A 25,254-nucleotide genomic window follows, 5' to 3' on the forward strand; every position below is an offset into this window, starting at 1 on the left:
GGGGACAGGTCGAGCTACGCACCCCGTTTTCTCCCTTTGAAATTACTGGCCTTTTGCTAAGAAGCAGGCGAACGTCCGGGCTTGCCTCGCTTGGCAGCCACCGAGGTACGCCATGTCCGCTCCCTCCTCCGTCGTCAGCGATTCCGCCTATATTCGCGCCCGCGCCATGGAGACGTTGTTCGAGCGGCTGGAGCATCTGTGCGAGGGCGCCATTGCGATCGATCGCAGCGGGCGCGTGGTCTATGTCAACGAGAAATACGTCACCGCGATCGGCCTTTCGCATGAGTCCGAGGCGCTCGGCCGTCCCATCGAGGAGATCATTCCCAACAGCCTGATGCGGCGGGTCGTGGAGACCGGGGAACCGATCATCCTCGACATCATGGAGCTCGGCGGCCAGCAGCTCGTCGTCACCCGCATGCCGATCGAGGACGAGCGCGGCAATATCATCGGCGCCATCGGCTTCGTGCTCTATGACCGCCTCGAAGGCCTGAAGCCGCTGCTCACACGCGTCGCCCAGCTCGAGAGCGACCTGCGGCTGGCGCGGCGACAATTGTCGCACGCCCGTGGCGCACGCTTCACTTTTGCCGACTACGTCGGCGCGACGCCTGGCATCGCGCAGGCCAAGGAGCTGGCCGCGCGCGCCGCGCGGCAGAACGTCACCGTGCTGCTGACCGGCGAGACCGGAACGGGCAAGGAGATGCTGGCGCAGGCCATTCACAACGCCTCCTCCCGCGTCGAAAAACCGTTCGTCAGCGTCAACGTCGCGGCCATTCCCGACACGCTGATCGAGTCGGAATTCTTCGGCACGGCGCCGGGCGCCTATACCGGGGCCGACCGCAAGGGCCGTGAGGGAAAATTCCGCATCGCCGATGGCGGCACGCTGTTCCTCGACGAGATCGGCGAGATGCCGCTCCAGCTCCAGGCCAAGCTGCTCCGCGTGTTGCAGGAGCGCGAGATCGAGCCGCTCGGCTCCGACAAGGTCACCAAGATCGACGTGCGCGTGGTGGCCGCGACCAATGTCGATCTGCACAAGCGCGTCAGCGAGGGCGCTTTCCGTGCCGATCTCTATTACCGGCTCAACGTGCTTTCGATCGGCCTGCCCCCTTTGCGCGACTGTCTCGACGATCTGCCCGATATCTGCGCGCGGCTGCTCGAGGACATCAGCGCCACCGGCGACTACGTCAACGCCAGGATCACGCCGAGCGCGCTCGCCGCCCTTGCCCGCTACGACTGGCCCGGCAACGTCCGTGAGCTCCGCAATATCCTGGAGCGCGCGCTGATCCTGAGCGATTCAGGGCGGCTGACCGGCGAGGATTTTGCCCGCATTCTGCCCGTCGGCGCCGACACCAGGCCCGTAGCGCAGGTCCGGACTGGCGGCACCGTCGTTCCCTATGCCGAAGCCGAAGCCGAGTTCGAGAAGCACACGCTCGAGCAGGCGCTCGCCGCCAGCAACGGCCAGATCTCGGAAGCCGCCAAACTGCTCCAGATCTCGCGGGCGACCTTCTACAAGAAGCTCGCCAAATTCGGCCTCGCCTCGGGACCGGCCTCCGTCTGAGTTTCGAGACGGAGATTGTCCGGAGTCTCAGACTCCGGACACGACTCGCCACGCGACCTTCCTGGCGCGAATGCGCGAACTGCCGGGTTTTCAGCCACTTTGCTCATCTCCGCCGCATCTGGCGCGGAGCTTGCTTTTCGCTCTGCACAATGACGCGTGCTGCACATGCGCATTCGCAACCAGGGAGGACGCCAGATGAGTGGAGCGATCACCGTCAATCAGCTTCAAGCACGACAACCCTCGCACGTCACCGTCGCCACCGCGAGCCTGATCGGCACCGCGATCGAGTGGTACGACTTCTTCCTCTACGGCACTGCCGCCGCGCTGATCTTCAACAAGCTGTTCTTTCCGACCTTCGACCCCATGGTCGGCACGCTGCTGGCGTTTGCGACCTACGCGCTCGGCTTCATCGCGCGGCCGCTCGGCGGCGTCGTGTTCGGCCACTACGGCGACAAGATCGGCCGCAAGACCATGCTCTATCTGACGCTGCTGATCATGGGCGCCGCGACCGCGGCGATCGGCTTCCTGCCGACCTATGAGACCGCCGGCATCTGGGCCGCGATCCTGCTGGTCACCTGCCGCCTGATCCAGGGTTTTGGCCTGGGCGGCGAATGGGGCGGCGCGGTACTGATGGCAGTCGAACATGCGCCCGAGGACAAGAAAGGCTTTTACGGCAGCTGGCCGCAACTCGGGGCGCCGCTCGGCCTCGTGCTCGGCACGCTGGTGTTCTCGGTGGTGTCGTCGCTGCTGACCGACGCGCAGCTCTATGCCTGGGGCTGGCGCATCCCGTTCCTGTTCTCGATCGCGCTGGTGCTGGTCGGGCTGTGGATCCGCTTCACCATCGCGGAATCGCCGGAGTTCCAGAAGGTCAAGGACAGCAAGCAGGAAGTGCAGATGCCGATCGTCGAAGCGATCCGGATGTATCCGAAAAACATCCTGCTCGCGATGGGCGCGCGCTTTGCGGAGAACGGCTTCTTCTACATCTATGCCACCTTCGTGCTCGCCTTTGCGACGCAATCGCTCGGCATGAACAAGCAGGACATGCTGAACGGCGTGTTGATCGCGGCCGCGATCGAGACCTTCACGATCCCTGCGTTCGGCGCGCTCTCGGACCGCGTCGGGCGGCGGCCGATCTACATCTTCGGCGCGGTCTTTTCCGCGCTGATGTCGTTCCCACTGTTCATGCTGCTGTCGACCAAGAACCCGCACCTCGCCTGGATCGCGATTGCGCTGGGCCTCGCCGTCGGCCACGCCGCGATGTACGGCCCGCAGGCGAGCTTCCTGTCCGAGCTGTTCGGCACCAAGGTACGCTACAGCGGCGTGTCGCTCGGCTACAACCTCGCCTCGATCTTCGCCGGCGCGCTGTCGCCGCTGATCGCGACCGGCCTGATGACGGCCTATGCGCCGGCGACCTGGCCGATCTCGCTCTACATGATCGTGCTCGCGATCATCACCATCGTGTCGGTCTACTTCGCCACCGAAACACGCAAGATAGTTCAGGCCTGACCGGCGAGGGTCACGTCTCGCGCCGCGAGAAGCGGCCTGTTCCAGGGCCGCTCCTCGCGATAAGATCGACACCAAGCAACAACGGCATGCGGTCCAGGGATCGGGAGGAACGCCGTGAGCCAGCACCCAGCTTTGCCTTACCTGCGCAATTCCGAGAAGGGCAAGATCGTCACGGCGGCGGAGGCCGTCATGCTGATCCGCGACGGCGACACGGTCGCCACCGGCGGCTTCGTCGGCATCGGCTTTGCCGAGGAGATCGCGATTGCGCTCGAGGAGCTCTATCTCTCCAACGAGGGCGATGCGCCCTACACGCAAGGCAAGCCGCACAATCTGACGCTGGTCTATGCGGCGGGCCAGGGCGACGGTAAGCATCGCGGCCTCAACCATTTCGCGCATGAGGGCCTGGTCCGGCGCGTGATCGGCGGGCATTGGGGGCTTGCGCCCAAATTGCAGCAGCTCGCGATCGCCAACCAGATCGAGGCCTATAACCTGCCGCAGGGCGTGATCACGCATCTGTTCCGCGACATCGCGGCGCACCGGCCCGGCCACATCACCCGCGTCGGCATGGGCACCTTCGTCGATCCGCGCCATGGCGGCGGCAAGCTCAACGCGCGCACCACCGAGGACATGGTGGAGCTGATCACGATCGGCGGCGAGGAGTGCCTGCTCTACAGGACGTTTCCGATCCATGTCGGGATCATCCGCGCCACCACGGGCGATCCCGACGGCAACCTCACCATGGAGAAGGAGGCGCTGACGCTGGAAGCGCTCGCCATTGCCATGGCCGCGCATAATTCCGGCGGCATCGTCATCGCCCAGGTCGAGCGGGTCGCCGAGAGCGGCAGCCTCAATCCGCGCCAGGTCAAGATCCCCGGCATCCTCGTCGACTGCGTCGTGGTGGCGAGGCCTGAGCACCACTGGCAGACGTTTGGCACGCAATATAACCCGGCCTTCTCGAGCGAGATCCGGGTGCGTGCAGCCTCGCTCCCCACCATGGCGATGAGCGAGCGCAAGATCATCGCCCGCCGCGCCGCCTTCGAATTGAAGGCCAACAGCGTCGTCAATCTCGGCATCGGCATGCCCGAGGGCATCGCCTCGGTCGCCAATGAGGAGCGCATCATCGACCTCATCACGTTGACGGCGGAGCCCGGCGTGATCGGCGGCATCCCCGCCAGCGGCATCGACTTTGGCGCGGCGATCAACACGCAGGCGGTGATCGACCAGCCTTATCAGTTCGATTTCTACGACGGCGGCGGGCTCGATGCGGCCTTCCTCGGGCTTGCGCAGGTCGACCGCGCCGGCAACCTCAACGTCAGCAAGTTCGGGCCGAAGCTTGCGGGTGCCGGCGGCTTCATCAATATCAGCCAGAACGCCAAGGAGGTCGTGTTCGTCGGCACCTTCGGCGCGGGCAAGCAGACCATTGCGGTCAATGACGGCAAGCTGTCGATCGTCACGGACGCGAAGTCGCGCAAGTTCGTCGACCACGTCGAGCACGTCACCTTCAGCGGCGCCGTCTCGGCGGCGCGCGGGCAGCGCGTGCTCTATGTCACCGAGCGCTGCGTCTTCGTGCTGCGCCCCGACGGTCTCGAGCTCGTCGAGGTCGCGCCCGGCATCGACATCGAGCGCGACATCCTGCGCCTGATGGATTTCAAGCCGCTGATCCCGCGCGATCCCGCGCTGATGGATGCGCGCATCTTCCGCGACGATCTGATGGAGCTGCGCGAACGGCTTCTGACCATCCCGCTCGACCAGCGCTTCACGCTGGACGAGCAGCAGAACCTGTTCTTCGTCAATCTGGAACGCTATCCGCTGCGCAGCAAGGCCGATATCGACGCGATTGCGCGCATCGTCGAGGCCAGGCTCGCCCCGCACGGACAACGTGTCTATGCCATCGTCAACTACGACAACTTCTCGATCCTGCCCGAGCTGATGGACGATTATTCGGCCATGGTCCGCAGCCTCGTCGACCGCTTCTATTCCGGCGTGTCGCGCTACACGACATCAGGGTTCCTGCGCATCAAGCTCGGCGAAGCCCTGGAGAAGCGCGGCGTAGCGCCGCACATTTTCGAAAGCGCCGCCGAGGCGCAGTCGGATTGGCGGCAGGTCGAAGGGGCCGACGCGCTCGATGACGGCGCACGTCGCACGCGACAGGCTGAAAAATGATGCAGACCTTGCATGCGCGGCCTCAGGCGGAAGGTCGAATTGCAATGTTCGCTGCGCTGTGCAAATCGCTGTTGCCCAACAAAATGAATCAGGAGGGATCATCTTGCGTTTATCAGTCATCATAACAACAACCATTCTCGGCCTCGCCGCCGCCACTACCGCGCGCGCGGATGATCTCAAGATCGCGCTGATCTACGGCAAGACCGGCCCGCTGGAGGCCTATGCCAAGCAGACCGAGACCGGCCTGCAAATGGGTTTTGAATACGCCACCAAGGGCACCATGACGCTCGACGGTCGCAAGATCGTCATCATCACCAAGGACGACCAGGGCAAGCCGGATCTCGCGAAAGCCGCGCTCGCCGAAGCCTATCAGGACGACAAGGTCGATATCGCGATCGGCACGACGTCGTCGGCCGCGGCGCTCGCGATCCTGCCCGTTGCCGAAGAGAACAAGAAGATCTTGATCGTCGAGCCTGCGGTTGCGGATCAGATTACCGGCGAGAAGTGGAACCGCTACATCTTCCGCACCGCGCGCAACTCCTCGCAGGACGCGATCTCCAACGCCGTCGCGATCGGCAAGCAAGGCGTCACCGTTGCGACCCTGGCGCAGGATTACGCCTTCGGCCGCGACGGCGTCGCCGCCTTCAAGGAGGCGCTCGCCAAGACCGGCGCGACGTTAGCTGCGGAAGAATATGCTCCGACCAACACCACCGACTTCACCGCGGTCGGCCAGCGCCTGTTCGACGCGCTGAAGGACAAGCCCGGCCGCAAGGTGATCTGGGTGATCTGGGCCGGCGCCGGCAATCCGCTGGCCAAGCTCCAGGACATGGATCCGAAGCGCTACGGCATCGAGCTCTCGACCGGCGGCAACATCCTGCCGGCGCTCGCGGCCTACAAGGCGCTGCCCGGCATGGAAGGCGCGACCTATTATTACTATGACATTCCGAAGAACCCGGTGAACGACTGGCTGGTTGCCGAGCACCAGAAGCGCTTCAAGGCGCCGCCGGACTTCTTCACCGCCGGCGGTTTTGCCGCTGCGATGTCCGTCGTCGCCGCCGTCACCAAGGCGAAGTCGACCGACACCGAGAAGCTGATCACCGCGATGGAAGGCCTGGAGTTCGACACGCCGAAGGGCAAGATGGTGTTCCGGAAAGAAGACCATCAGGCGCTCCAGAGCATGTATCACTTCAAGGTCAAGGTCGATCCGAACGTCGCCTGGGCCATCCTCGAGCCGGTGCGCGAGCTGAAGATCGAGGACATGGACGTTCCGATCCGCAACAAGCGCTGACGCGGCCTGCACCTCTCCCGCTTGCGGGAGAGGCCGGGAGAGGGCTCTCACCTCTTAGGGGTTCTCGCCTGCGGAAACACCCTCTCCCCTACCCTCCCCCGCAAGCGGGGGAGGGAGCGCAGTGTAACCGCGGATACATTCTAACCTCATCAGACTCTCAATGACGCTGACCCTCGAAACCCGCGACCTCACCATCCGCTTCGGCGGCCATGTCGCGGTCAATAATGTGAGCTGCAGTTTCCGCCCGGGCGAGCTTACCGCCATCGTCGGACCGAACGGCGCCGGCAAGACCACCTATTTCAACCTGATCTCGGGCCAGCTGCGCGCCTCGAGCGGCAGCATATTGTTCGACGGCACCGACATCACCCAGCATTCCGCGCCGCTGCGCACGCGCGCGGGCCTCGGCCGCGCGTTCCAGCTCACCAACCTGTTTCCGAACCTGACGGTGGAGGAGAACGTCCGCCTCGCGGTGCAGGCGGCTGATGGCACGCATTACGACATGCTGCGGCCCTGGATGGTGCGGCGTGACCTGATCGCGCGCGCCGACAGCATCCTCGATCAGGTCGCGCTCGGCAGCCGCCGCGGCGTCACTGCCACCGCGCTGTCGCATGGCGACCAGCGCAAGCTCGAGGTCGCGCTGATGATCGCGCTGGAGCCGAAGGTCTTCATGTTCGACGAGCCGACCGCCGGCATGAGCATCGACGAGGTGCCCGTGGTGTTGAATCTCATCGCTCAGCTCAAGCAGGACAGAAGCAAGATCATCCTCCTGGTCGAGCACAAGATGGACGTGGTGCGCTCGCTCGCCGACCGCATCATCGTGCTGCATAACGGCCAGCTCGTCGCTGACGGCGCACCTGCCGACGTGATCGCCTCGCCGATCGTGCAGGAAGCCTATCTCGGCGTAGCACCGAAGAGTGCCGCATGACCGACCTTTTGAAACTGGCGGGCGTCCATACGCATATCGGGCGCTATCACATCCTCCAGGGCATCGACCTCGTGGTGCCGCAGGGGCAGACCACCATGCTGCTCGGCCGCAACGGCGCCGGCAAGACCACGACGCTGCGCACCATCATGGGCCTGTGGCAGGCCTCCAGCGGCGAGATCAGCCTCGCCGGCGAGCGGATCGAAAGCCGCGCCACGCCAGACATCGCCCGGCTCGGCGTCGGCTACGTGCCGGAGAGCATGGCAGTGTTCTCTGACCTCACGGTGAAAGAAAATCTCGTGCTGGCGGCGCGCGACGGCCCGCTCGACGACACCCAGCTCGACTGGATCTTTGGCTTCTTCCCCGCGCTGCGCCGCTTCTGGCTCTCGCGGGCCGGCAGCCTCTCGGGCGGACAAAAACAAATGTTGTCCATCACGCGCGCCATCATCGAGCCGCGCAAGCTCTTGCTGATCGACGAGCCGACCAAGGGGCTGGCGCCCGCCATCGTCATGGCGCTGATCGAGTGCCTGAAGGAGATCAAGCGCAAGGGCGCGACGATCCTCATGGTCGAGCAGAATTTCTTTGCCGCCCGCGAGCTCGGCGACAGCGTGCTGGTCATGGACAACGGCACCATCGTCCATCGCGGCGAGATGGCGGCGCTCGCCGCCGACGTGCCGCTGCAGGAGCGGCTGCTGGGGCTCAGCCTGGAGGCGCATCAGTGACCGACCTTGCCGCAACCGATCCGCTGCCGAAGCCGAAGCGCGACATCGCGCCGATCCTGCTGCCGATCGCGCTCGCACTCGCCATGATCCCCTTCGTCGGCTCGACCAGCTCCTGGCTGACGCTGACCGCCGCGAGCCTCGCCATGGGCATGATGATTTTCATCATGGCCTCAGGGCTCACGCTGGTGTTCGGCCTGATGGACGTGCTCAATTTCGGCCACGGCGCCTTCATCGCGGTCGGCGCCTATGTGGCGACGCTGATCCTGCTGCCGTTCGCGGCCGCGATGCAGGCGGATTCGCTTCTGATGAATCTTGCGGTGCTGGCGCCGGCCGCGCTGCTCTCGATGGCGGTGTCCGGTGCGCTCGGCCTCATCGTCGAGCGCGTCTTGATCCTTCCGGTCTACGGCCAGCACCTGAAGCAGATCTTGATGACGACCGGCGGCCTGATCGTCGCCGAGCAGACGCTTTATGCCGTGTGGGGCCCGCAGATCATCCCGCTGCCGCTGCCGACCTCGCTGCGCGGCTCGTTCATCATCGGCGACGTCGCGATCGCAAAGTACCGCCTGCTTGCGATGCTGGTCGGCCTCGTCGTGTTCGTCGCGATCCAGCTCGTGCTCAACCGCAGCAAGCTCGGGCTCCTGATCCGCGCCGGCGTCGAGAACCGCGAGATGGTGGAGGCGCTCGGCTATCGCATCCGTCGCCTGTTCCTCGGCGTATTCATGACGGGATCGGCGCTCGCCGGCCTCGGCGGCGTGATGTGGGCGCTCTATCGCGAGCAGGTCCACGCCTCCATGAGCGACGACCTCACCGTGCTGATCTTCATAGTCGTCATCATCGGCGGACTAGGCTCGATCGGCGGCTGCTTCATCGGCGCGCTTCTGGTCGCCATGGTCGCCAATTACGGCGGCTTCCTGGTGCCGAAGCTCGCCCTCGTCTCCAACATCCTGCTGATGGTCGCCGTTCTGATGTGGCGGCCGCGCGGCCTCTATGCGGTGACCAGCCGATGATGATCCTGTCGGGCGACCCGCCGCGGAGCCGCGTTCTCACCCTCATTCTCGTCGTCATCATCCTGGCGCTGGCGGCAACGCCCTATCTGTTTCCGGGCGCGAAAGCGATGAACGTCGCGGCCAAGATCTGCATCTTTGCCGCGCTGGTCGCCTCCTATGACCTCTTGCTCGGCTACACCGGCTCGGTGTCGTTCGCCCACACCATGTTCTACGGCATCGGCAGTTACGCGATCGCGATCGCGCTCTATTCGATGGGACCGAATTGGGGCGCGGTGGCAACCGGCATCGTCGTCGGCCTGCCGCTCGCGGCGCTGCTCGCGCTTGCGATCGGGCTGTTCTCGCTGCGGGTCGCAGCGATCTTCTTTGCCATGATCACGCTCGCAGTCGCCTCCGCCTTCCAGGTGCTGGCCTCGCAGCTCTCCTGGCTGACCGGCGGTGAGGACGGGCGGAGCTTTCAATTGCCGGAATTGCTGCGGCCCGGCACCGTGCTGATCCCGAAGAGCTTTGCGGGCTTCGAGTTCAACGGCCGCACCCTGACTTTCTACCTCGTCTTCGCGGCGTCGGCCCTGATGATCCTCGCACTGCTGCGTGTGGTGAACTCGCCGTTCGGCCGCGTGCTCCAGGCGATCCGCGAAAACCGCTTTCGCGCCGAGGCGCTCGGCTTCCGCACCGTCTTCCATCTTACCTATGCCAATTGCCTCGCGGCTCTTGTCGCCGCCAGCGCAGGCATTCTCAACGCTCTGTGGCTGCGTTACGCCGGGCCCGACACTTCGCTGAGCTTCTCGATCATGCTCGACATTCTCCTGATGGTCGTGATCGGCGGCATGGGCACGATCTACGGCGCAATCATCGGCGCGACCATCTTCATCCTTGCGCAAAACTATCTTCAGTCGCTGATGGGCGTTGCCTCGAAGGCGGCGGCGGAGGCCGGCCTGCCGCTGCTGCCGGGCCTGTTGCACCCGGATCGCTGGTTGCTGTGGCTCGGGCTGCTGTTCATTGCGAGCGCCTACTTCTTTCCGACCGGCGTGGTCGGCCGTCTGCGCAACGCCGGCACCAAGAAGGCGTGACGCCTTTCGCGTTAAGCGCGCATTAACGATGCGGCGCCCTCGCTTCATGTGCAACGCACAACCCTGAAGCGACGGAGCGTCATTCATCGCTTGCCGAAGCGGACTCCCCCTGCGGTAACGGATTAAAGCTTGGGTAACCGGCTTTCCTAAGGTTTGGGCCATTTGTGCATTGTATGCGTATTCCCCCAGGGAGGGGGAATACGCCGGATGTCGTCCACGATCACGAGGAGAATATCCGGGGCCGCGCAAGGCGGCTGGGACGCTGCCGTAAGGCGCGGTCCCGTGCTGTGGCTGACGCTGTGCGGCGCGCTGCTGGTGGCCGGCATCTTCGTCATCACCACCACGGTGATCGGCGACTTCCGCGAACGCGCGCTCGTCAACAACGAACGCGAGCTGGAAAACACCGTCCTGTTGCTGACCCGTCACTTCGATCAGCAGTTCGAGGATTCCGAGACCGTCGCAGCCGACCTGATCGCGCAGATGAACCTGCCGGAGGTCAGCTCGCCCGAGATGTTCCGCGAGCGCATGTCGAGCGATGAAGCCCATCGCATGCTCGCAAACAAGATCAGCGCCGTGAACTATCTCGGCGACATCGCGATCTATGACACCAGCGGCGACATCATCAACTGGTCGCGCAACGAACCGCTGCCGAAGCTCAACATCTCGTCGCGGGCCTATTTCCAGACCTTCAAATCCAATCCCCAGTCCGAGCCGGTGCTGCTGGAGACCGTGCGCAGCCTTCTCATCGGCAAGTGGACCACGGTGGTGGCACGCCGGCTGACGAGCCCGCAGGGCGAACTGCTCGGCATCATGGTGCGCCGGATCGATCCTGCGAGCTATCAGAAATATTTCTCCTCCGTCGCGCTCGGCAGCGGCGCGGCCATCTCGCTGTTCGACCGCAGCGGCACGATGCTGGCGCGCTACCCGCATGTCGAGGAGCTGATCGGAAAGAGCTACGCCAACGGGCCGTTGCTGCAGAAGATTGCGGCCAAGGGCGGCCGGCAGACGCTGCGGATCGAGAAGAGCCCGATCGACGGCCAGGGGCGGCTGGGTGCCGGTGCGCCGCTTGCACATTTCCCGATCATCGTCATCGCCACCAACACGGTGGAATCGGCGCTTGCCGATTGGCGCGAGCAAACCCGCTTCATGATCATCGCGGCCACGCTGGCGGCGACCATCATTGCGCTCACACTCTATCTCATCATTCGCCAGATCAGCCGCCAGAGCCGCGAGACGCAAGCGCGGATCGAGTCCGAAAGATTGCAGCTCGACACTGCCCTGAACAACATGTCGCAGGGCCTGCTCCTCTACGACGCCACGGGCCACATCGTCACTTGCAACCGGCGCTATGCCGACATGTTCGGCCTGTCCCACGACGTCATCAAACCCGGCTGTCACATCCATGAGGCGATGTATCATCGCAAGGAGCGCGGGACGTTCGACGGAGACGTCGAAGAATTCTGCACCGGCGTCATGAGGGTCGTCGCCGAAGGCAAGGTCTCGACAAGAATCCACGAGTTCTCGAACGGCCGCGCCTTCCAGGTCATCAACACTCCACTTGCGCAGGGCGGATGGGTCGCCACGATCGAGGAGATCACCGAGCGGCGCAACCTGGAGCACGAGCGCGACCGCAACTACACCTTCCTGCGCGAGATCATCGATCATATCCCCTCGCAGATCACGGTGAAGGACGCGCACACGCGGCAATATCTGCTGGTCAACCGGATCGCCGAAGAGGTGCTCGGAGAATCCGGTGGATCGATCGTCGGCAAGACCGTTTTCGACATTCTCCCGGAATCGGATGCCAAGATCGTCACGCGCGACGACGACCGTCTGCTGCGGTCACCCGACGAGCGCTTCGTGGAGGAGCAGGCCTGGAAAAAGCGCACCGACGGTCACCGCTATGTCATCTCCAAACGCATCGGCATTCGCGACAACGCCGGCGAGCCGCGCTACATCATCAACGTCATCGAGGACGTCACGGCGCGGCGGCAGGCCGACGAGAAGATCGCGCATATGGCGCATTACGACGCGCTGACCGATCTGCCGAACCGGGTGCTGTTCCGCGAGCAGATCGAGCGCGAGCTCGAGAAGATCGCGAACGGCGAGCAGTTCGCGCTGCTCTATATCGACGTCGACGAGTTCAAGGGCATCAACGATTCGCTCGGTCATCACGTCGGCGACGAGCTTTTGAAAGCGGTCGCGGCCCGCATCCGCAGCTGCCTCAAGCCGGATGACCTCATCGCGCGCCTTGGCGGCGACGAGTTCGCGGTGATCCAGACCAAGGTCGAGACCTCGGCCGACGTGCTGGCTTTCGTGACGCAGATCCACGAGGCGATCCGGCGGCCCTACCACTGTCTCGGCCATCAGCTCTCGACCGATGCCTCGATCGGCATCGCGCTGGCGCCGCAGGACGGCGCCGATCTCGACCAGCTCATCAAGAATGCCGACCTCGCGATGTACGGCGCCAAGGCCGAGGGACGCCGCACCTATCGCTTCTTCGTGCCGTCGATGGATGCGAGTGCCAAGGCGCGCCTGGCCATGGAGCAGGACCTGCGTCAGGCCATGGTCAATGGCGGCTTCGAGCTGCACTACCAGCCACTGGTCAATTTGCGAACCAGTGAGGTCTCCGGCTGCGAGGCGCTGTTGCGCTGGCGTCACCCCGAGCGCGGCATGGTATCGCCGGCCGAGTTCATTCCCGTGGCGGAAGACACCGGCCTGATCAACGAGCTCGGCGACTGGGTGTTGCGCACGGCCTGTAGCGAGGCCGCGAGCTGGCCCTCGCATGTACGGCTTGCCGTCAACGTCTCGCCGGTGCAGCTCAAATGCGAGACGCTGGCGCTGAAGATTGCCGGCGCGCTCGCCGCCTCCGGTCTCGATCCCTGCCGCCTCGAGCTCGAGATCACCGAGGCCGTGCTGATCCGCGACGACGAGGCTGCGCTTGCGATCCTGCATCAGCTCCGCTCGATCGGCGTGCGCATTGCGCTCGACGATTTCGGCACCGGCTATTCGTCGCTGAGCTATCTAAAGCGTTTCCCGTTCGACAAGATCAAGATCGACCGATGCTTCGTCGCCGACATCGCGGAGACCAGCGGCGCGCCGGTCATCGTGCAGGCAGTGGTCAACATCGCCAGCGCCAGCGACATGACGACCGTCGCCGAAGGCGTCGAGACCGAGGCGCAGCGCGAGATGCTGCGCAACCTCGGCTGCACGGAGATGCAGGGCTATCTGTTCAGCGCGCCGAAGGCCGCAAGCGAGGTGCGAAAACTGTTCGGCCCGAGCAGCCCACGCGTGGCGGCGGTGGCCTGAAGATGGCGAAGCCCGCTTCCCCCAAGCATTTCGACGTCGCGCATTCCTATGCCGTGCGACTGATGCAGCATCTTGTGGTCCCGACCTTCGTGATCGATCCCAAGCGCCGCGTCGTGATCTGGAACAGAGCCTGCGAGCGCCTCACCGGCGTTGCCGCCTCCGAAGTGATCGGCACGAGCAAGCACTGGCAGGCCTTCTACGAGAAGAAGCGCTATTGCCTGGCCGACCTCGTCGCACTCGATCTGCCCGAGCGGTTGCCGGAGCTCTATTCCGAATACGCCGCGCGCGGGCACAACGGGCTCGGCTTCGGCGCCGAGAACTGGTGCATGATGCCGAAGCTCGGCAACCAGCTTTATCTTGCGATCGACGCCGGCCCGATCCACGACGAGGCCGGCAATCTGATCGCGGTGGTCGAAACCCTGCGCGACCTGACTGACCAGAAGCGAGCCGAGATGGCGCTGAAGGAGCTCGCCAGCAAGGACGGGCTGACCGGGCTCTCCAACCGCCGTTCCTTCGACCAGATGCTGATGACCGAATGGTCGCGCGCACAGCTGACGCAGCTGCCGCTCTCGCTGCTGTTCGTCGACGTCGATCATTTCAAGCTGTTCAACGATTTGCACGGCCACCAGACCGGCGACGAATGCCTGCGCGCAGTCGCCAACGTCGTGCGCGCCCACGCCGCCCGCCCGCTGGACCTTGCGACCCGCTATGGCGGCGAGGAGTTCGCGATGATCCTGCCGGAGATGAATTGCGAGACCGCCTGCGCCCTCGCCGAGCAGATCCGCCGTGCGGTCATGGACTTGCGGATCGCCCATGGCGCGGAGGGCGCCGGCGACCACGTCACGCTCAGCGTCGGCGTCGCAAGCCACGTCCCCGGCGAGAGCGACAACCGTCCGGACCGGCTGCTTGGGGCGGCCGACCAGGCGCTCTACGCCGCCAAACGGCTCGGCCGCAACCGTGTCATCTCCGCCGAAACGATGCTGGCCGAATTCGCCCGCCTCGGGATTCGGGAGGTTCCGGCCCAGGCGGCCCGCAGGTCCGGCCGGGGCTGACAAGAATGCCGAGCGGAGGTTGCCCACCCCGCGCCAATCAGCTAAATGGAGCCTCGCTGCACCCGTAGCTCAGCTGGATAGAGCGTTGCCCTCCGAAGGCAAAGGTCACACGTTCGAATCGTGTCGGGTGCGCCAATCAGAACGTTCGCGCGACCTCGCAGGTCAGTCGCGACTTGGACCCCGTCAACGCTGGCATCCCTTGCGCGCGAGTTCGACGCGCCGATTCTTCGCCCGTCCCTCGTCGCTGTCGTTGGAAGCGACCGGCCGGCTCTTGCCATAGCCCTGCGTGCTCACCCGGGACGTTTCGGTGCCGTGCGCGACCAGCCATTGCATGACGGCCTGCGCGCGAGCGCCGGACAGCTTGAGATTGTAGTCGTCACTGCCGACATTGTCGGTGTGTCCCTGCAGCTCGACCGTCAGCTTTGGCTGGCCCTTGAGCGTGGTCAGCACGCGGTTGAGCAGCGGCTCGGACTCGTCCCGCAGGATCGCCTTGTTGAAATCGAAATGCACGCCGTAGAGCGGCACGTGGCAGTCCTTGTCGAGACGCGCGGCGAGGTCGTCCGCGCCGGCATCCGCCACGGCCACGCCGATTTCACCGGCGCCCATATGCATGGAGACCCAGATGTCCCGGCCCCCTTGCGTGTAATGCGCAAGCAGAATGCCGTCCGACTGATTGAGGCCCTGGCTTTCAAATAGAACCTGCCAGCCGGCTTTGGCGAGCGCTTCACGGTAGGCCGTAATGAATTGCAGCACCGACACGCTCGCAGGATACCCATACGTCTTGATGGCCTGTCCGGTCCCCGCCAGCACTCTTTCCTGATCCTTCTGCGGCACCGTGACATCAAGCGGCGACGGATCCTGGCTGGTCGCTTTGAGCGTCGTCCCCGGGAAGCGGGCAAGATAGGGAAAGTCGTCCTTGTCGCCGACCTTTTCCGGCGTGGCGCTGGGTGCCCGCAGGGTCAGCAAGACCTTCGCGCCGCCCACTTCGACGATATCGAGCTGCATCTCGTCGAAATCATTGGCGACATTGAACGTTACCCATACTTCCGTTCCGCCCTGGGCACGTTTCAGTGTCGCGCCATTTTCCCACTCGCGCACGATCTGCCAGCCACCCTTGAGCCAGTAGGGCTTGATCTCCTGCCACGTCTTGTTGCTGTCATCGGGCTTCGGCCGCGGAATCATGTGCAGAACGCTCTGGGTGTGCTTGCCCTGCTGCACGATCCGTTGATCGAAGCCTTCCGCATTCTTTTCGATCAGAAACTCCGCCTGGCCAAATTCTTCGACGTCGACATTACGATCCGAATTCTTGAACGTCACACTTGGCGGCAACTGAATGGACTCGGGAAGGCCTTTGAGCGCCCAAGCCGGCGTCGAAGCAACGAGAGCAAGGATGGCGACCGTCAAATGCAGCGGGAATTTCACGCGTAAGCCTTTCAAGTAGCGAATTTGAGTAGTGAATTTGGCGCCCGTCTCACGACGAGACATGCCGAAATGCAGACATGGCTAAACGACCAAGCGAGAAATCCGATGGCCGCAAGGTGCGAACGGTTCCACGCGTTCGTCCACGCGTCAAGAGGCTCGGAGATCGCCGATGTCCTGGAGTGGCGGCGACGCGACGCCCAAGCGGCCCAGGGTAAATCGGCAGCTTCGGCCGCTGGCGTTCGGGTACTGGACCGATAAAAAAGTTTGGCGCCGTTCTTTTCCGTTCACAGGCCGAAGCTTGGCAGTTCGCCGTCGCACGGGAAAATATCACCCTCCCAGGCGACGGCAATTTGCCTACCCGTTGCCCATCGAACTTCCCAAGACTTAGTCAGTGCTTGACTTAGTCAGTGCTTGCTCGGCTCGAACACTACGATCACGCCGGTCGGCTCCGGCTCGTGCGCCCGGAGGCTGGTCAGTTCGGGATCGCTCCAGTCGGCGAGACTGACGACTTCGCCGGTCCGGCTCCCCATCTCGGATGAATCGGTGGGCTCCAGCACCTTCAGCCCGCTCTCGTCGACGAAGAACGTGTGGTCTCCGAACAGGCTGTTGAGTTGAGGCACGGCCGGGTGTCCATCGGGAAGCACCTGGGCGCCCAACTGTTTCAGGGTTTCCTTGACCTGGATGGCGTTCAGCTTCATGAGCCGCTCCATTTTCTTGCTGATGCGGTGTTTCGGCTTGTCCATGGCGGTCGCCCATCGGCCTGTCCGCCCGGCTCAGACTCCCGAACAAGGCGCGCGGACAAATGTTCCTTCGCGATGCATTCGAAGAGGCACGGTTTCATACGCCGCGCTTACGGCGCGAGATTGCCGCACCATGTGCACGATTGGGACGATCCGCCGCGGGACCGCCACAGGCCGCTAGAGATCGAAATTGGTCGGCAGCATGACCACGTCGCGGATGGTCATGCCGCGTGGCCGCGTCAGCATGAACATCACCACATTAGCGACGTCGCTGGCCTCGAGCAGGCTTCCGGAGTCCCTCGCTTCCTGCAGCTTCTCCGCCGGCCAGTCCGCGAGCAGCGCGGTGATGACGGGACCGGGCGAAATCGACCCGACGCGGATGCCGTGCTTGAACACCTGGCGCCGTACCGTCTGCACGAAGCAGTTGATCGCCCATTTGGACGACGCATAGACCGGCTCCCACGGCGTCGGGAAATGCGCCGCCAGCGAGCTCGTGATGATGATGTCGCCGGCCCGGCGTTCGATCATGTGAGGGAGCACGTCGTGTACGTTCTTCATCACGACGTTGACGTTCAGGTTCAGCATCCGGTCGATTGCTCCGCTGTCGGCATCGACGAGGTCGCCGCCGACATACGTGCCCGCGTTGGCGTGGAGGATGTCGAGCTGGCCGGTCTGTTCCAGGACGCGCGGCAGCAGGGTGGCGCAATCCCTGGGGTCGAGCAGGTCGATGAGAAGAGCGATCGCTGCATCGCCATGCCTGTCGCAGATCGCCTTCAGCGCTGCGGCGTCGCGGTCGACCAGCACCACGCGCGCGCCTGCGGCCAGCATCGCCTCGGTGCTCGCCAATCCGATGCCAGACGCGGCCCCCGTCACGACGGCAACCTTGCCCTCCAGATCTCCTGCCATGGCCTTCCTCCTTCGGTTCATTGCTCCATTATTGGAACGATCATTTCTATTCTTCTCACTTCAGCGCGATCGAAGCCCGGCCCATCTAAGCGTCTCGTTTTCCATCAATCCAGCCACGATACGGGAACGACGTGGCACGAAGGAGTCTGTGATAGTGAAGCGCGACAAGAGCGTGACGTGGCGCCGCGAAGATGCCGCCAGCCTCGACCTCAGGGGAATGCAGGTCGCAGTCGTCGGCGGAACGGGCGGCATCGGCCGCGCCTTCAGCCGTTTCCTGGCGTCCCGCGGCGCAAGCGTCGTGGTGGTCGGGCAGACCTTTCGCGATTCCGCCATTCCGCAGATCAAGTTCGTCAAGGCGGACCTGAGCCTGATGAGCGAGGCCCAGCGCGTCGGCAGAGCATTGCCCGCCGAGACGCTCGATGCGGTGATCTTTACGACCGGTATCATGGCCGGACCCAAGCGCGAGGAGACTGCCGAGCATATCGAGCGCGACATGGCGATCAGCTACCTGAGCCGGCTGGTCATCCTTCGCGAGATCGCGCCGCGCCTGGGAATGGGCCGACCTGCGGCCAGGGTGAAGCCGCGCGTCTTCATCATGGGTTTCCCTGGCAACGGTCAAGCCGGCGACATCAGCGACCTGAACGCCGAAAAATCCTATGGCCGCTGGGCGGCGCATATGAACACGGTGGCGGGCAACGAGGCCCTCGTGCTCGCGGCGGCAAGGCGCTACCGGAATGCAGGCTTTTTCGGGCTCAATCCGGGCTTCATCAAGAGCGACATCCGGAGCAACCTGTTCGGTGGCAGGACGATGCTCTACCGTTTCATCGAATGCATGACGGGGCTGATGTCCGCCAGCGCGGAGGAGTATGTGGAGCGGGTCGCACCGCTGCTCGTCACGCCCGACATCGAAGGGCATAGCGGCGCCATGTTCGACCGCAAGGGTCAGGCGGTCCTGCCCTCACCGAAGCTGACGGAGAGTTCGTACGCGGACGCATTCATCGCGGCTTCGGAAGCCTTGGTGTCGAAGGCAGGCGTGCGGGTCGCCGCCTAAAGCGCGATGAGATTGGGATGAATCGTCATCGCGCTTCAGGTTATTGTTTGAGCATGATCTTTTCGGAAAACCGCTTCACACTTTTCCGGATCATGCTCTAAAGGCTTTCCCGCTGCGGTCGTCACTCCCCGCGGTTTTCCCCGGCCGACAGCGCGCAGATGCGCGAGAGGTGCGTAAAGGGCAAGCCCGTCTCCGTGGCCCAGGCGTTGAACTGCGCCTGCACCTTGGCGAGATCCCCCTTCGACTTCACCTCCTCGGCGATGTCGAGGCCGGCATCGCGCAGGCACGCGACGACGTCCTTGGAGGTGACGAAACCGTCCCAGCCGACGAAGCGCAGCAGCATCTGGCCGGTATTGCCCCCGAGCCTGCTGCCACGCTTGGTGAGGAGATCGAGCAAGCCGACCTCGTCCGAGGACGGCCATTTCGCCAGGAACTTGCCGAAGCTGCCGTGCTCCTTCGAGATCTCCTGCAGGAAGGCGGCGTTCTCGCGCACCGACAATATCTTCGCACCGTTGCGCACGATGCGGGCGTCGCGCATCAGGCCTTCCCAGTAGTCCTCAGGCTGAAAGCTCAGCTTGGCCGGCTGGAAGCGCAGAAAGGCCTGCTCAAAGCCGTCCCATTTCGAATCGATCACGCTCCAGGCAAAGCCGGCGCAAAATACCCGCTTCGTCATCTCCGCGAGGATGCGATCGTCAGGCAATTTGGCGAGCGCCTTTGCGTCGGGCTTCGCCGGCAGCAGCTTCTCCAACTGCTTCGGCCCGCCCTTGCGCTTCTCGGCCCGGGCACGAATGGTTTTGAACGAGGTCATGCGGTCACCTGCCATGAGGTTGCGTTACGACACCAGACTTCACTGGGAAGGTCCAGCCCGGAGGGACCGGACAGTTGCAGCCGGCAATGCGCCGCAACATGCTGTGACGACCTCCTGCCAATTTGCCGCGGCCGCAAACCGGCTCCGCTGGTCTGCTTCTTGCTTTCCTAAGCGGAGCAATTCCCGGCGCTTTCTCATTTTTCCATTATCTGACCTGACGGATTTTCAATGCGCTGCCTGGTCGTCGCCGACCTGCATTACTCGCTGCCGCAGCTCGACTGGCTCGTCAGCGCGGCACCGCAATTCGACCTCGTGATCTTCGCCGGCGATGCGCTGGACATCTCGTCGATGGTCGATTTCCGCGCGCAGATCGTGGTGGTGAAGAAATACCTCGCGATGCTGGTGCGCCAGACGCGCGTGATCCTGTGCTCGGGCAATCATGACCTCGATGAGCGCAGCGCCGAGGGCGAGAAGATCTCGCGCTGGATCGCCGACGTCCGCCAACTCGGCATTGCCTGCGACGGCGACAGCCTTGGGATCGGCGACACGCTGTTCACGGTCTGCCCGTGGTGGGACGGCCCGATGGTCAAGGCGCGCATCGCCGAACAGCTCCGCGAGGACGCCGCGCGGCGACCGCGGCGCTGGATCTGGGCGCATCACGCGCCGCCAGCGAATTCGCCGACGAGCTGGGGCGGCAAGCGCTTCTTCGGCGACGTCGATCTCGTGCAATGGATCACGCAATACCAGCCGGCGACGGTGATCTCGGGCCATGTGCACCAATCGCCCTTCATCACCGACGGCTCATGGTACGACCGGCTCGGCAGCACCTGGGTGTTCAATGCCGGGCTCCAGCACGGCCGGCCGCCGACCCACATCGTGCTCGATCTCGACGCGGACAAGGCGTTCTGGCTCGCGGCAGGCGAAGCGCAATGGATCGATCTCGATGCACCGCTGCAGCGACCCGCGGCGGCGATCGCCGAGCCGCCCGACTGGCTCACATTCTTGGATCGGATTGCCGATCCGAGCCTGGCGAAACCTCCTGCGGCGGCAGGTTGATCATGCTTTGCAGGACCTCGCCGACCATCGCCAGATGATTGCCCTGCCCCGCATATTGCCGCTTGAGATCGGCGAGATAGGTGTTGGCGACGTTGAGCCGCTGCGCCAGCTTGCGCGCCAGCATGAGCGTGATCGCCGGCTCCTGGATCAGGACTGATGCGGCATCCTCGAACTCGTAGATGACGGAATCGGCAGACGCACGCACCGTCGCCGTATGCGGCTGCTGCAGCAGAACCGACATCTCGCCGAACACGTCGCCGGGGTCAGTGATGGTCGCAACCACGGTGCCGCCCTTGATCACCTCGAGCTTGCCTTCCACCAGCACGTAGAGGTGCCCGGAGGCGCCGCCCTCGGTCAGGATCAGCGTACCGGCCGGTACCTGCCGCTGCGTTCCGCCACTGCAATAGTCCAGCACTGCGCGCATATCGAAAATCCCTGTCGCAGCCAGACTAGGCACCGGCGCGATCGGCGTCGAAGGGATAATAGCGGCGAAGCTGCTCAACTTTTCGGCATCGGCCACCATACCGCATCGCGTCAAAGGCTCGGCGCGGGCTCCAGCGGCAGGGATTGCAAGCCGCCGAAGCGGCGTTCGCGGCGATGGAAGGAAGCGAGCGCATCGGCAAGATCGGCGCTATCGAATTCGGGCCACATCCGCTCGGTGAAATGCAGCTCGGCATAGGCGCCTTCCCACAACAGGAAGTCGGACAGCCGCTTTTCGCCGGAGGTGCGGATGATCAGATCGACGTCGCGCAAACCGACCTCGCCGGTGACGAGCTGCGAGAAGGCCTCGCGGGTCAGGCTCGTCAGCGCGGCCGCCTTCGCGGCGGCGTTGAGGATGGCGTCGCGCGCCGAATAGTCGACGGCGATGCGCAAATGCAGCGCGTGGCCGTGGGCAGTCACGCGCTCGGCGCCGGCTATCGCCGCGGCAATGCCCTCGGGCAGGCGATCGCGGCGGCCGATCACGGAGAGCCGTACGCCGTTCTTGACGAGACTCTGCACCTCGTTGGCGAGATAGAAGCGGAGCAGCGTCATCAGCGCTGCGACCTCGGCCTTGGGCCGGCGCCAATTGTCGGTCGAGAACGCATAGAGCGTCAGCGTGCCTATCCCTTGCTTGGGTGCCGCTTCGACGATGCGCCTGATCGTCTCGACGCCGGCCTCGTGGCCGCGGACGCGCGACAGGCCGCGCCGTGTCGCCCATCTTCCGTTGCCGTCCATGATGATGCCGACGTGAAGCTTTTCGTTGGCTGGCGTGACGTCACTTTGCATTGCAAAGTCTCCGGTCAAAAAAAGGGGTGATCAGGTCGAGATGATGCCGAGGCGGCCGAGCGGTGGCGCCTCGCGGCCGGCGGCCTTGGCGGCATCGCGCACCAGGCGTTCGAGCACAGCGAGATAGTCCAGGAAGCGGCGGCGGCCAGCCTTGGTCAGCCGGCAGGTGGTGTGAGGACGGTTGCCCTCGTAGCCCTTGGTCACGTCGACGAGGCCGGCCTCCTGCAACACGGCGAGATGCCGGCTGAGATTGCCGTCGGTCAGGCCGCAAAGCTGCTTGAGATCGGCGAAGGCGAGTCCCTTCGGATGCGCCATCAGCGAGGTCAGCAGGCCCAGCCTCGCCTTCTCGTGGATGACGCGGTCGAGCCCTTCATAGGAGAAAGGCGCGCTTTCAATCTTCGACATCATGGTCTCCGGACGCAACATAGAGAATGACGGCCATCACCGACTGCCCGATCACGAAGGGCAGGCCCATGGTCCAGGGCGAGAGCGTGTGGGTCCGGCTCGCCAGCACGACGACCGCGAAGCCCGACACGAAATACCAGGCGCCCGCCAGCGCCACGCTGCGTGGCAGCGAGCGGACGGAGGCAAAAATGCCGAGCGACACCAGGATCTGCCACAGGCCCGGCAACAGCCAGAGCGTTTCGGCCGAGAACCTCCACAGCACCACCGCGAGCAGCACGCCGGCGACGCCGGCCGGCAAGAACTGCTCAACCGCCTGATAGATCATCGCATCGGCAAGACCGGAGTGATGGCGGCGCGAGCGTGCGCGCATCTCGATCCAGATCGTGACGCCTGCGAGTGCCGCCGCAACACCCCAGCCGAGGAAGAACGCGAGCGGATCAGTGGTCGGGTTATCGATGAGCAGATATTGCAGGATGGCGGTGAGCAGCGCGAGCGCGCCGGTTGCGACCATCGTCGCGGGACCATAGCCGCGAAAGGCGGTGCCGGCTGCGATCTGGCTGCGGATCGCCACGATATCCGCCAGCGCCTTGTCGAGATCGCGCATCTGCAACGTCGAACCTCGTTCCACCCTCGCATCCCATTTCGGGGCGCGTCGCTTACTTTGTGATGCAAAGTATACCGTATCGCAAAGTAAAAGCAAGGGCGCCGTCGTCCGACCGGGCGACGGCCGGCGCCGGACAACTGCCGGTTGCCTTCAACTCGATCCGACGGGTAAGATGCGCTCCGAAGCGTACCGGGGGCTTTACGATGTTGAAGTGGGCTGTCGCCTGCATCTTGCAGGTGTGTCTCGTCGGGCTTGCGCATGCCGCGGGGCCGTTCGGCACCATCAAGATCGGCAACTGGATCGGCGGCGCGTTCAGCAACGACCAGACCGGCGCCTTCTCGCATTGCGCGGCAACGGCGCCCTATGAGAATGGCGTCATCCTTGTCGTCGGTCAGAATACGAATGGCTCGTGGCTGCTGAGCTTCGCCAGTCCCGGCTACAAATTCAACAAGGGCGAGAACGCCGCGATCGACGTGATCTTCGACGGCCAGGAGCAGGCGCGCGTGTTTGCCACGGCCAATCAGCCCAACATGCTCACCTCGATCATGCCGCCGAATGTCGTGCGATCGTTTCAGAAGGCGAGCCTGATGGTGGCAACGGCCGGCCGCACCGTCTTGCAATTCCAGCTGACCTCAACGGCGCCCGTCATCGCGGCGATCAGCAATTGCATGACCAGGGTGAAAGCCGACGGGCTCGACAAGGCCGGCGATTTCGCCAAGGTCGCTGCAAAGCCGGCGGCCGCTGACAAGCCGGCGCCGCCTGCCGGCAAGCCCGGCAAGACGGCCAGCTTCAGCGGCACGGGCTTCGTGGTCAGCACCAGCGGGCACATCGTGACCAATCATCACGTGATTGACGGCTGCATCGGCGACATCAAGGGCAATCTCGCCGGCGAGGCGGCGATGGTGCTGCGCGTGGTCTCGCGCGATGCGATCAATGATCTCGCTCTGCTTCAGGCTCCGGCGACCACGACCTTCAAGGACTATGTCAGGATCCGCGACCGCTCGATCCGGTCGGGCGATTCGGTCGTTGCAATCGGATTTCCGTATCACGGCCTCCTGACCTCCGACTTCACGGTCACGACGGGCATCGTGAGCTCGCTGAGCGGTCTTCTCAACGACACAAGGCACCTCCAGATCAGTGCGGCGGTTCAACCGGGCAACAGCGGGGGCCCGCTGTTCGATACATCGGGCCAGGTGGTCGGTGTCGTCGTGGCGAAGCTCGATGCCAGAACTATGATCAAGGCGACCGGGACCATTCCCGAAAACATCAACTTCGCCATCAAGACCGGCGCGTTGCGCGATTTCCTCGACAATTCCGTGGTGCCCTACCAGACCGCCGAGCCGAAAGGCGAGCTCAAGACCACCGACATCGCCGGCAATGCCCGCGCCTATACGATGCTGATCTCTTGCACGGGGACAGAGCAGGTCGACGCGAAGCGGTAGGTGCTATGGAATGCACGTTTGCAACAAGCACGGCTGTCATTCGCCGCGAAGGCGGGGAATCCAGTACGCCGCGGCTTCTCCGTATCCGTCGCTGTCTCTGGAATACTGGATCGCCCGCCCCAGTGCGCAATTGCGCACAAGGCGGGCGATGACACCGAGAATGTGGATAGCAGCTGCCACAAGTATCAGTGCGGATCGGGCACGCCAATCACCTCAGTCGTGGCAACACCCTGCCTTCGCCGCATCGGGCTGGTACTGGTCGCGCAGGCGCACCCAGTCCATCGGATAGGGCAGGCCTTCCTCGTGACGGCCGAGCGGGGTGAGATCGAGATACTGGTAGGCCGCGTTCATCATGTCGAGACCGCGGGCAAAGCACGAATAGGTGTGGAAGACCGCCCCTGACTCGTCACGGAAGAACACGCTGATGCCGGGCAGCTCGGGGCCGTAAAACGGCGTGGTGCCGAAATTGTATTTCGGCTCGCCGTGGTCGATCTCGTCGCGCGTGAACGTCACGCCATAGTCATGGTTGAAGTCATTGCCGCCCGAGGAGACCCACTCGAACGTCCAGCCCATCCGCTTCTTGAACGCCTCGAGCTTTTCGACCGGCGCGAGCGAGATCGCGACCATGGTGGTGTCGCGCGCGGCCAGATGCGGCACCATGCGCTCGAAACCGTCGGCCCAGAACGAGCAGCTCTTGCAGGCCGCCTCCCAGTCGGGCGCGAACATCACGTGCTGCACGACGAGCTGCGGACGCCCCCTGAAGAGATCGGCGAGCGCGACCTTGCCGGCAGGTCCGTCGAACACATAGGTCTTGTCGAGCTTGACCCAGGGTAGCCGGCGGCGCTCCTCCGCAAGACGATCGCGCGCCTTGCTGAACTCCTTCTCATGCGCCAGGTGCGCCTTGCGGGCGGCGATCCACTCTTGGCGAGAAACGATCTGATGTTGCGGCATGATGAACTCCGT

General features: G+C 64.2%; 22 protein-coding genes and 1 tRNA gene. 14 read left to right on the forward strand and 9 right to left on the reverse strand.

The window, feature by feature from the left end; genetic code table 11:
* Positions 1-112 precede the first annotated feature (112 nt).
* The 11 genes from QQL28_RS03505 to QQL28_RS03555 all read left to right on the forward strand — a co-directional run bounded on the left by QQL28_RS03505 (position 113) and on the right by QQL28_RS03555 (position 14,726).
* Positions 113-1,555, forward strand: coding sequence for a sigma-54 interaction domain-containing protein (locus tag QQL28_RS03505; RefSeq protein ID WP_284261115.1), 1,443 nt, complete (start codon positions 113-115; stop codon positions 1,553-1,555).
* A gap of 195 nt (positions 1,556-1,750) precedes the next feature.
* A complete protein-coding gene (locus QQL28_RS03510) occupies positions 1,751-3,061 on the forward strand; it encodes an MFS transporter (RefSeq protein ID WP_284261118.1) in 1,311 nt (436 codons plus the stop codon).
* Between the two features lie 114 nt (positions 3,062-3,175).
* Positions 3,176-5,224 (forward strand): acyl CoA:acetate/3-ketoacid CoA transferase, encoded by a 2,049-nt coding sequence (locus QQL28_RS03515; RefSeq protein WP_284261121.1) that lies wholly within the window; start codon positions 3,176-3,178, stop codon positions 5,222-5,224.
* Positions 5,225-5,327: 103 nt separating this feature from the next.
* Positions 5,328-6,512 (forward strand): substrate-binding domain-containing protein, encoded by a 1,185-nt coding sequence (locus tag QQL28_RS03520; protein ID WP_284261124.1) that lies wholly within the window; start codon positions 5,328-5,330, stop codon positions 6,510-6,512.
* Positions 6,513-6,672: 160 nt separating this feature from the next.
* Entirely contained in the window at positions 6,673-7,437 is a 765-nt protein-coding gene (locus QQL28_RS03525) for an ABC transporter ATP-binding protein (protein WP_284261127.1), read from the forward strand.
* Positions 7,434-8,156 (forward strand): branched-chain amino acid ABC transporter ATP-binding protein, encoded by a 723-nt coding sequence (locus tag QQL28_RS03530; RefSeq protein ID WP_284261130.1) that lies wholly within the window; start codon positions 7,434-7,436, stop codon positions 8,154-8,156. Before QQL28_RS03525 ends, QQL28_RS03530 begins: the two co-directional genes overlap by 4 nt.
* Complete coding sequence (locus QQL28_RS03535) at positions 8,153-9,163, forward strand: branched-chain amino acid ABC transporter permease (protein ID WP_284261133.1); 1,011 nt, start codon at positions 8,153-8,155, stop codon at positions 9,161-9,163. The genes QQL28_RS03530 and QQL28_RS03535 overlap by 4 nt, the downstream gene beginning before the upstream one ends.
* Positions 9,160-10,230: a branched-chain amino acid ABC transporter permease gene (locus tag QQL28_RS03540; RefSeq protein WP_284261136.1), complete on the forward strand. Its 1,071-nt coding sequence runs from the start codon at positions 9,160-9,162 to the stop codon at positions 10,228-10,230. Before QQL28_RS03535 ends, QQL28_RS03540 begins: the two co-directional genes overlap by 4 nt.
* 207 nt (positions 10,231-10,437) lie before the next feature.
* On the forward strand, positions 10,438-13,539 hold the full coding sequence (locus QQL28_RS03545; RefSeq protein ID WP_431309568.1) for a bifunctional diguanylate cyclase/phosphodiesterase: 3,102 nt from the start codon (positions 10,438-10,440) through the stop codon (positions 13,537-13,539).
* 2 nt (positions 13,540-13,541) lie between these two features.
* Complete coding sequence (locus QQL28_RS03550) at positions 13,542-14,591, forward strand: sensor domain-containing diguanylate cyclase (RefSeq protein ID WP_284261139.1); 1,050 nt, start codon at positions 13,542-13,544, stop codon at positions 14,589-14,591.
* Positions 14,592-14,649: 58 nt separating this feature from the next.
* Positions 14,650-14,726: transfer RNA gene (locus tag QQL28_RS03555), tRNA-Arg, on the forward strand.
* A 48-nt stretch (positions 14,727-14,774) separates the two neighbouring features.
* Here the strand turns inward: QQL28_RS03555 and QQL28_RS03560 are convergent.
* The 3 genes from QQL28_RS03560 to QQL28_RS03570 form a co-directional block, all read right to left on the reverse strand.
* A complete protein-coding gene (locus QQL28_RS03560; RefSeq protein WP_284261143.1) occupies positions 14,775-16,013 on the reverse strand; it encodes an OmpA family protein in 1,239 nt (412 codons plus the stop codon).
* Positions 16,014-16,417: 404 nt separating this feature from the next.
* Positions 16,418-16,711, reverse strand: a complete 294-nt coding sequence (locus QQL28_RS03565; protein WP_348522478.1) for a hypothetical protein — start codon at positions 16,709-16,711, stop codon at positions 16,418-16,420.
* A 219-nt stretch (positions 16,712-16,930) separates the two neighbouring features.
* Positions 16,931-17,659: an SDR family oxidoreductase gene (locus QQL28_RS03570; RefSeq protein ID WP_284261148.1), complete on the reverse strand. Its 729-nt coding sequence runs from the start codon at positions 17,657-17,659 to the stop codon at positions 16,931-16,933.
* A gap of 154 nt (positions 17,660-17,813) precedes the next feature.
* Between QQL28_RS03570 and QQL28_RS03575 the strand changes: the two genes are divergently transcribed.
* On the forward strand, positions 17,814-18,710 hold the full coding sequence (locus QQL28_RS03575; protein ID WP_284261156.1) for an SDR family NAD(P)-dependent oxidoreductase: 897 nt from the start codon (positions 17,814-17,816) through the stop codon (positions 18,708-18,710).
* Between the two features lie 121 nt (positions 18,711-18,831).
* Here QQL28_RS03575 and QQL28_RS03580 read toward each other — a convergent pair whose 3' ends face one another.
* The gene (locus QQL28_RS03580) at positions 18,832-19,518 is read right to left on the reverse strand and encodes a DNA-3-methyladenine glycosylase I (RefSeq protein WP_284261159.1); all 687 of its coding nucleotides are present in this window, start codon (positions 19,516-19,518) and stop codon (positions 18,832-18,834) included.
* Positions 19,519-19,746: 228 nt separating this feature from the next.
* Between QQL28_RS03580 and QQL28_RS03585 the strand changes: the two genes are divergently transcribed.
* Positions 19,747-20,574: a metallophosphoesterase family protein gene (locus QQL28_RS03585; RefSeq protein WP_284261161.1), complete on the forward strand. Its 828-nt coding sequence runs from the start codon at positions 19,747-19,749 to the stop codon at positions 20,572-20,574.
* Here QQL28_RS03585 and QQL28_RS03590 read toward each other — a convergent pair.
* From QQL28_RS03590 to QQL28_RS03605, 4 genes are all read right to left on the reverse strand, one after another.
* Positions 20,513-20,998: a Crp/Fnr family transcriptional regulator gene (locus QQL28_RS03590; protein WP_284261163.1), complete on the reverse strand. Its 486-nt coding sequence runs from the start codon at positions 20,996-20,998 to the stop codon at positions 20,513-20,515. The genes QQL28_RS03585 and QQL28_RS03590 overlap by 62 nt on opposite strands.
* 110 nt (positions 20,999-21,108) lie before the next feature.
* Entirely contained in the window at positions 21,109-21,840 is a 732-nt protein-coding gene (locus QQL28_RS03595) for a di-trans,poly-cis-decaprenylcistransferase (RefSeq protein WP_284261165.1), read from the reverse strand.
* Positions 21,841-21,870: 30 nt separating this feature from the next.
* Positions 21,871-22,245, reverse strand: a complete 375-nt coding sequence (locus QQL28_RS03600; RefSeq protein WP_284261167.1) for a transcriptional regulator — start codon at positions 22,243-22,245, stop codon at positions 21,871-21,873.
* The gene (locus QQL28_RS03605; protein WP_284261555.1) at positions 22,232-22,849 is read right to left on the reverse strand and encodes a hypothetical protein; all 618 of its coding nucleotides are present in this window, start codon (positions 22,847-22,849) and stop codon (positions 22,232-22,234) included. Before QQL28_RS03605 ends, QQL28_RS03600 begins: the two co-directional genes overlap by 14 nt.
* A gap of 203 nt (positions 22,850-23,052) precedes the next feature.
* Between QQL28_RS03605 and QQL28_RS03610 the strand changes: the two genes are divergently transcribed.
* Complete coding sequence (locus QQL28_RS03610; protein ID WP_284261169.1) at positions 23,053-24,291, forward strand: S1C family serine protease; 1,239 nt, start codon at positions 23,053-23,055, stop codon at positions 24,289-24,291.
* A 213-nt stretch (positions 24,292-24,504) separates the two neighbouring features.
* On the opposite strand, the gene QQL28_RS03615 is transcribed toward QQL28_RS03610, so the two are convergent.
* Positions 24,505-25,242: a DUF899 domain-containing protein gene (locus tag QQL28_RS03615; protein ID WP_284261170.1), complete on the reverse strand. Its 738-nt coding sequence runs from the start codon at positions 25,240-25,242 to the stop codon at positions 24,505-24,507.
* Positions 25,243-25,254 lie beyond the last annotated feature (12 nt).

The organism is Bradyrhizobium iriomotense (genome assembly GCF_030160715.1).
Taxonomy (GTDB): domain Bacteria; phylum Pseudomonadota; class Alphaproteobacteria; order Rhizobiales; family Xanthobacteraceae; genus Bradyrhizobium; species Bradyrhizobium iriomotense.

What these genes read in the sequence shown, in the direction of transcription:
- QQL28_RS03505 (WP_284261115.1), top strand. Translation starts at nt 113, where the DNA reads ATGTCCGCTCCCTCCTCCGTCGTCAGCGATTCCGCCTATATTCGCGCC.
- QQL28_RS03510 (WP_284261118.1), top strand. Translation starts at nt 1,751, where the DNA reads ATGAGTGGAGCGATCACCGTCAATCAGCTTCAAGCACGACAACCCTCG.
- QQL28_RS03525 (WP_284261127.1), top strand. Translation starts at nt 6,673, where the DNA reads ATGACGCTGACCCTCGAAACCCGCGACCTCACCATCCGCTTCGGCGGC.
- QQL28_RS03530 (WP_284261130.1), top strand. Translation starts at nt 7,434, where the DNA reads ATGACCGACCTTTTGAAACTGGCGGGCGTCCATACGCATATCGGGCGC.
- QQL28_RS03540 (WP_284261136.1), top strand. Translation starts at nt 9,160, where the DNA reads ATGATGATCCTGTCGGGCGACCCGCCGCGGAGCCGCGTTCTCACCCTC.
- QQL28_RS03545 (WP_431309568.1), top strand. Translation starts at nt 10,438, where the DNA reads ATGTCGTCCACGATCACGAGGAGAATATCCGGGGCCGCGCAAGGCGGC.
- QQL28_RS03550 (WP_284261139.1), top strand. Translation starts at nt 13,542, where the DNA reads ATGGCGAAGCCCGCTTCCCCCAAGCATTTCGACGTCGCGCATTCCTAT.
- QQL28_RS03565 (WP_348522478.1), bottom strand. Translation starts at nt 16,711, where the DNA reads ATGAAGCTGAACGCCATCCAGGTCAAGGAAACCCTGAAACAGTTGGGC.
- QQL28_RS03570 (WP_284261148.1), bottom strand. Translation starts at nt 17,659, where the DNA reads ATGGCAGGAGATCTGGAGGGCAAGGTTGCCGTCGTGACGGGGGCCGCG.
- QQL28_RS03580 (WP_284261159.1), bottom strand. Translation starts at nt 19,518, where the DNA reads ATGACCTCGTTCAAAACCATTCGTGCCCGGGCCGAGAAGCGCAAGGGC.
- QQL28_RS03585 (WP_284261161.1), top strand. Translation starts at nt 19,747, where the DNA reads ATGCGCTGCCTGGTCGTCGCCGACCTGCATTACTCGCTGCCGCAGCTC.
- QQL28_RS03590 (WP_284261163.1), bottom strand. Translation starts at nt 20,998, where the DNA reads ATGCGCGCAGTGCTGGACTATTGCAGTGGCGGAACGCAGCGGCAGGTA.
- QQL28_RS03595 (WP_284261165.1), bottom strand. Translation starts at nt 21,840, where the DNA reads ATGCAAAGTGACGTCACGCCAGCCAACGAAAAGCTTCACGTCGGCATC.
- QQL28_RS03600 (WP_284261167.1), bottom strand. Translation starts at nt 22,245, where the DNA reads ATGTCGAAGATTGAAAGCGCGCCTTTCTCCTATGAAGGGCTCGACCGC.
- QQL28_RS03605 (WP_284261555.1), bottom strand. Translation starts at nt 22,849, where the DNA reads ATGCGCGATCTCGACAAGGCGCTGGCGGATATCGTGGCGATCCGCAGC.
- QQL28_RS03610 (WP_284261169.1), top strand. Translation starts at nt 23,053, where the DNA reads ATGTTGAAGTGGGCTGTCGCCTGCATCTTGCAGGTGTGTCTCGTCGGG.
- QQL28_RS03615 (WP_284261170.1), bottom strand. Translation starts at nt 25,242, where the DNA reads ATGCCGCAACATCAGATCGTTTCTCGCCAAGAGTGGATCGCCGCCCGC.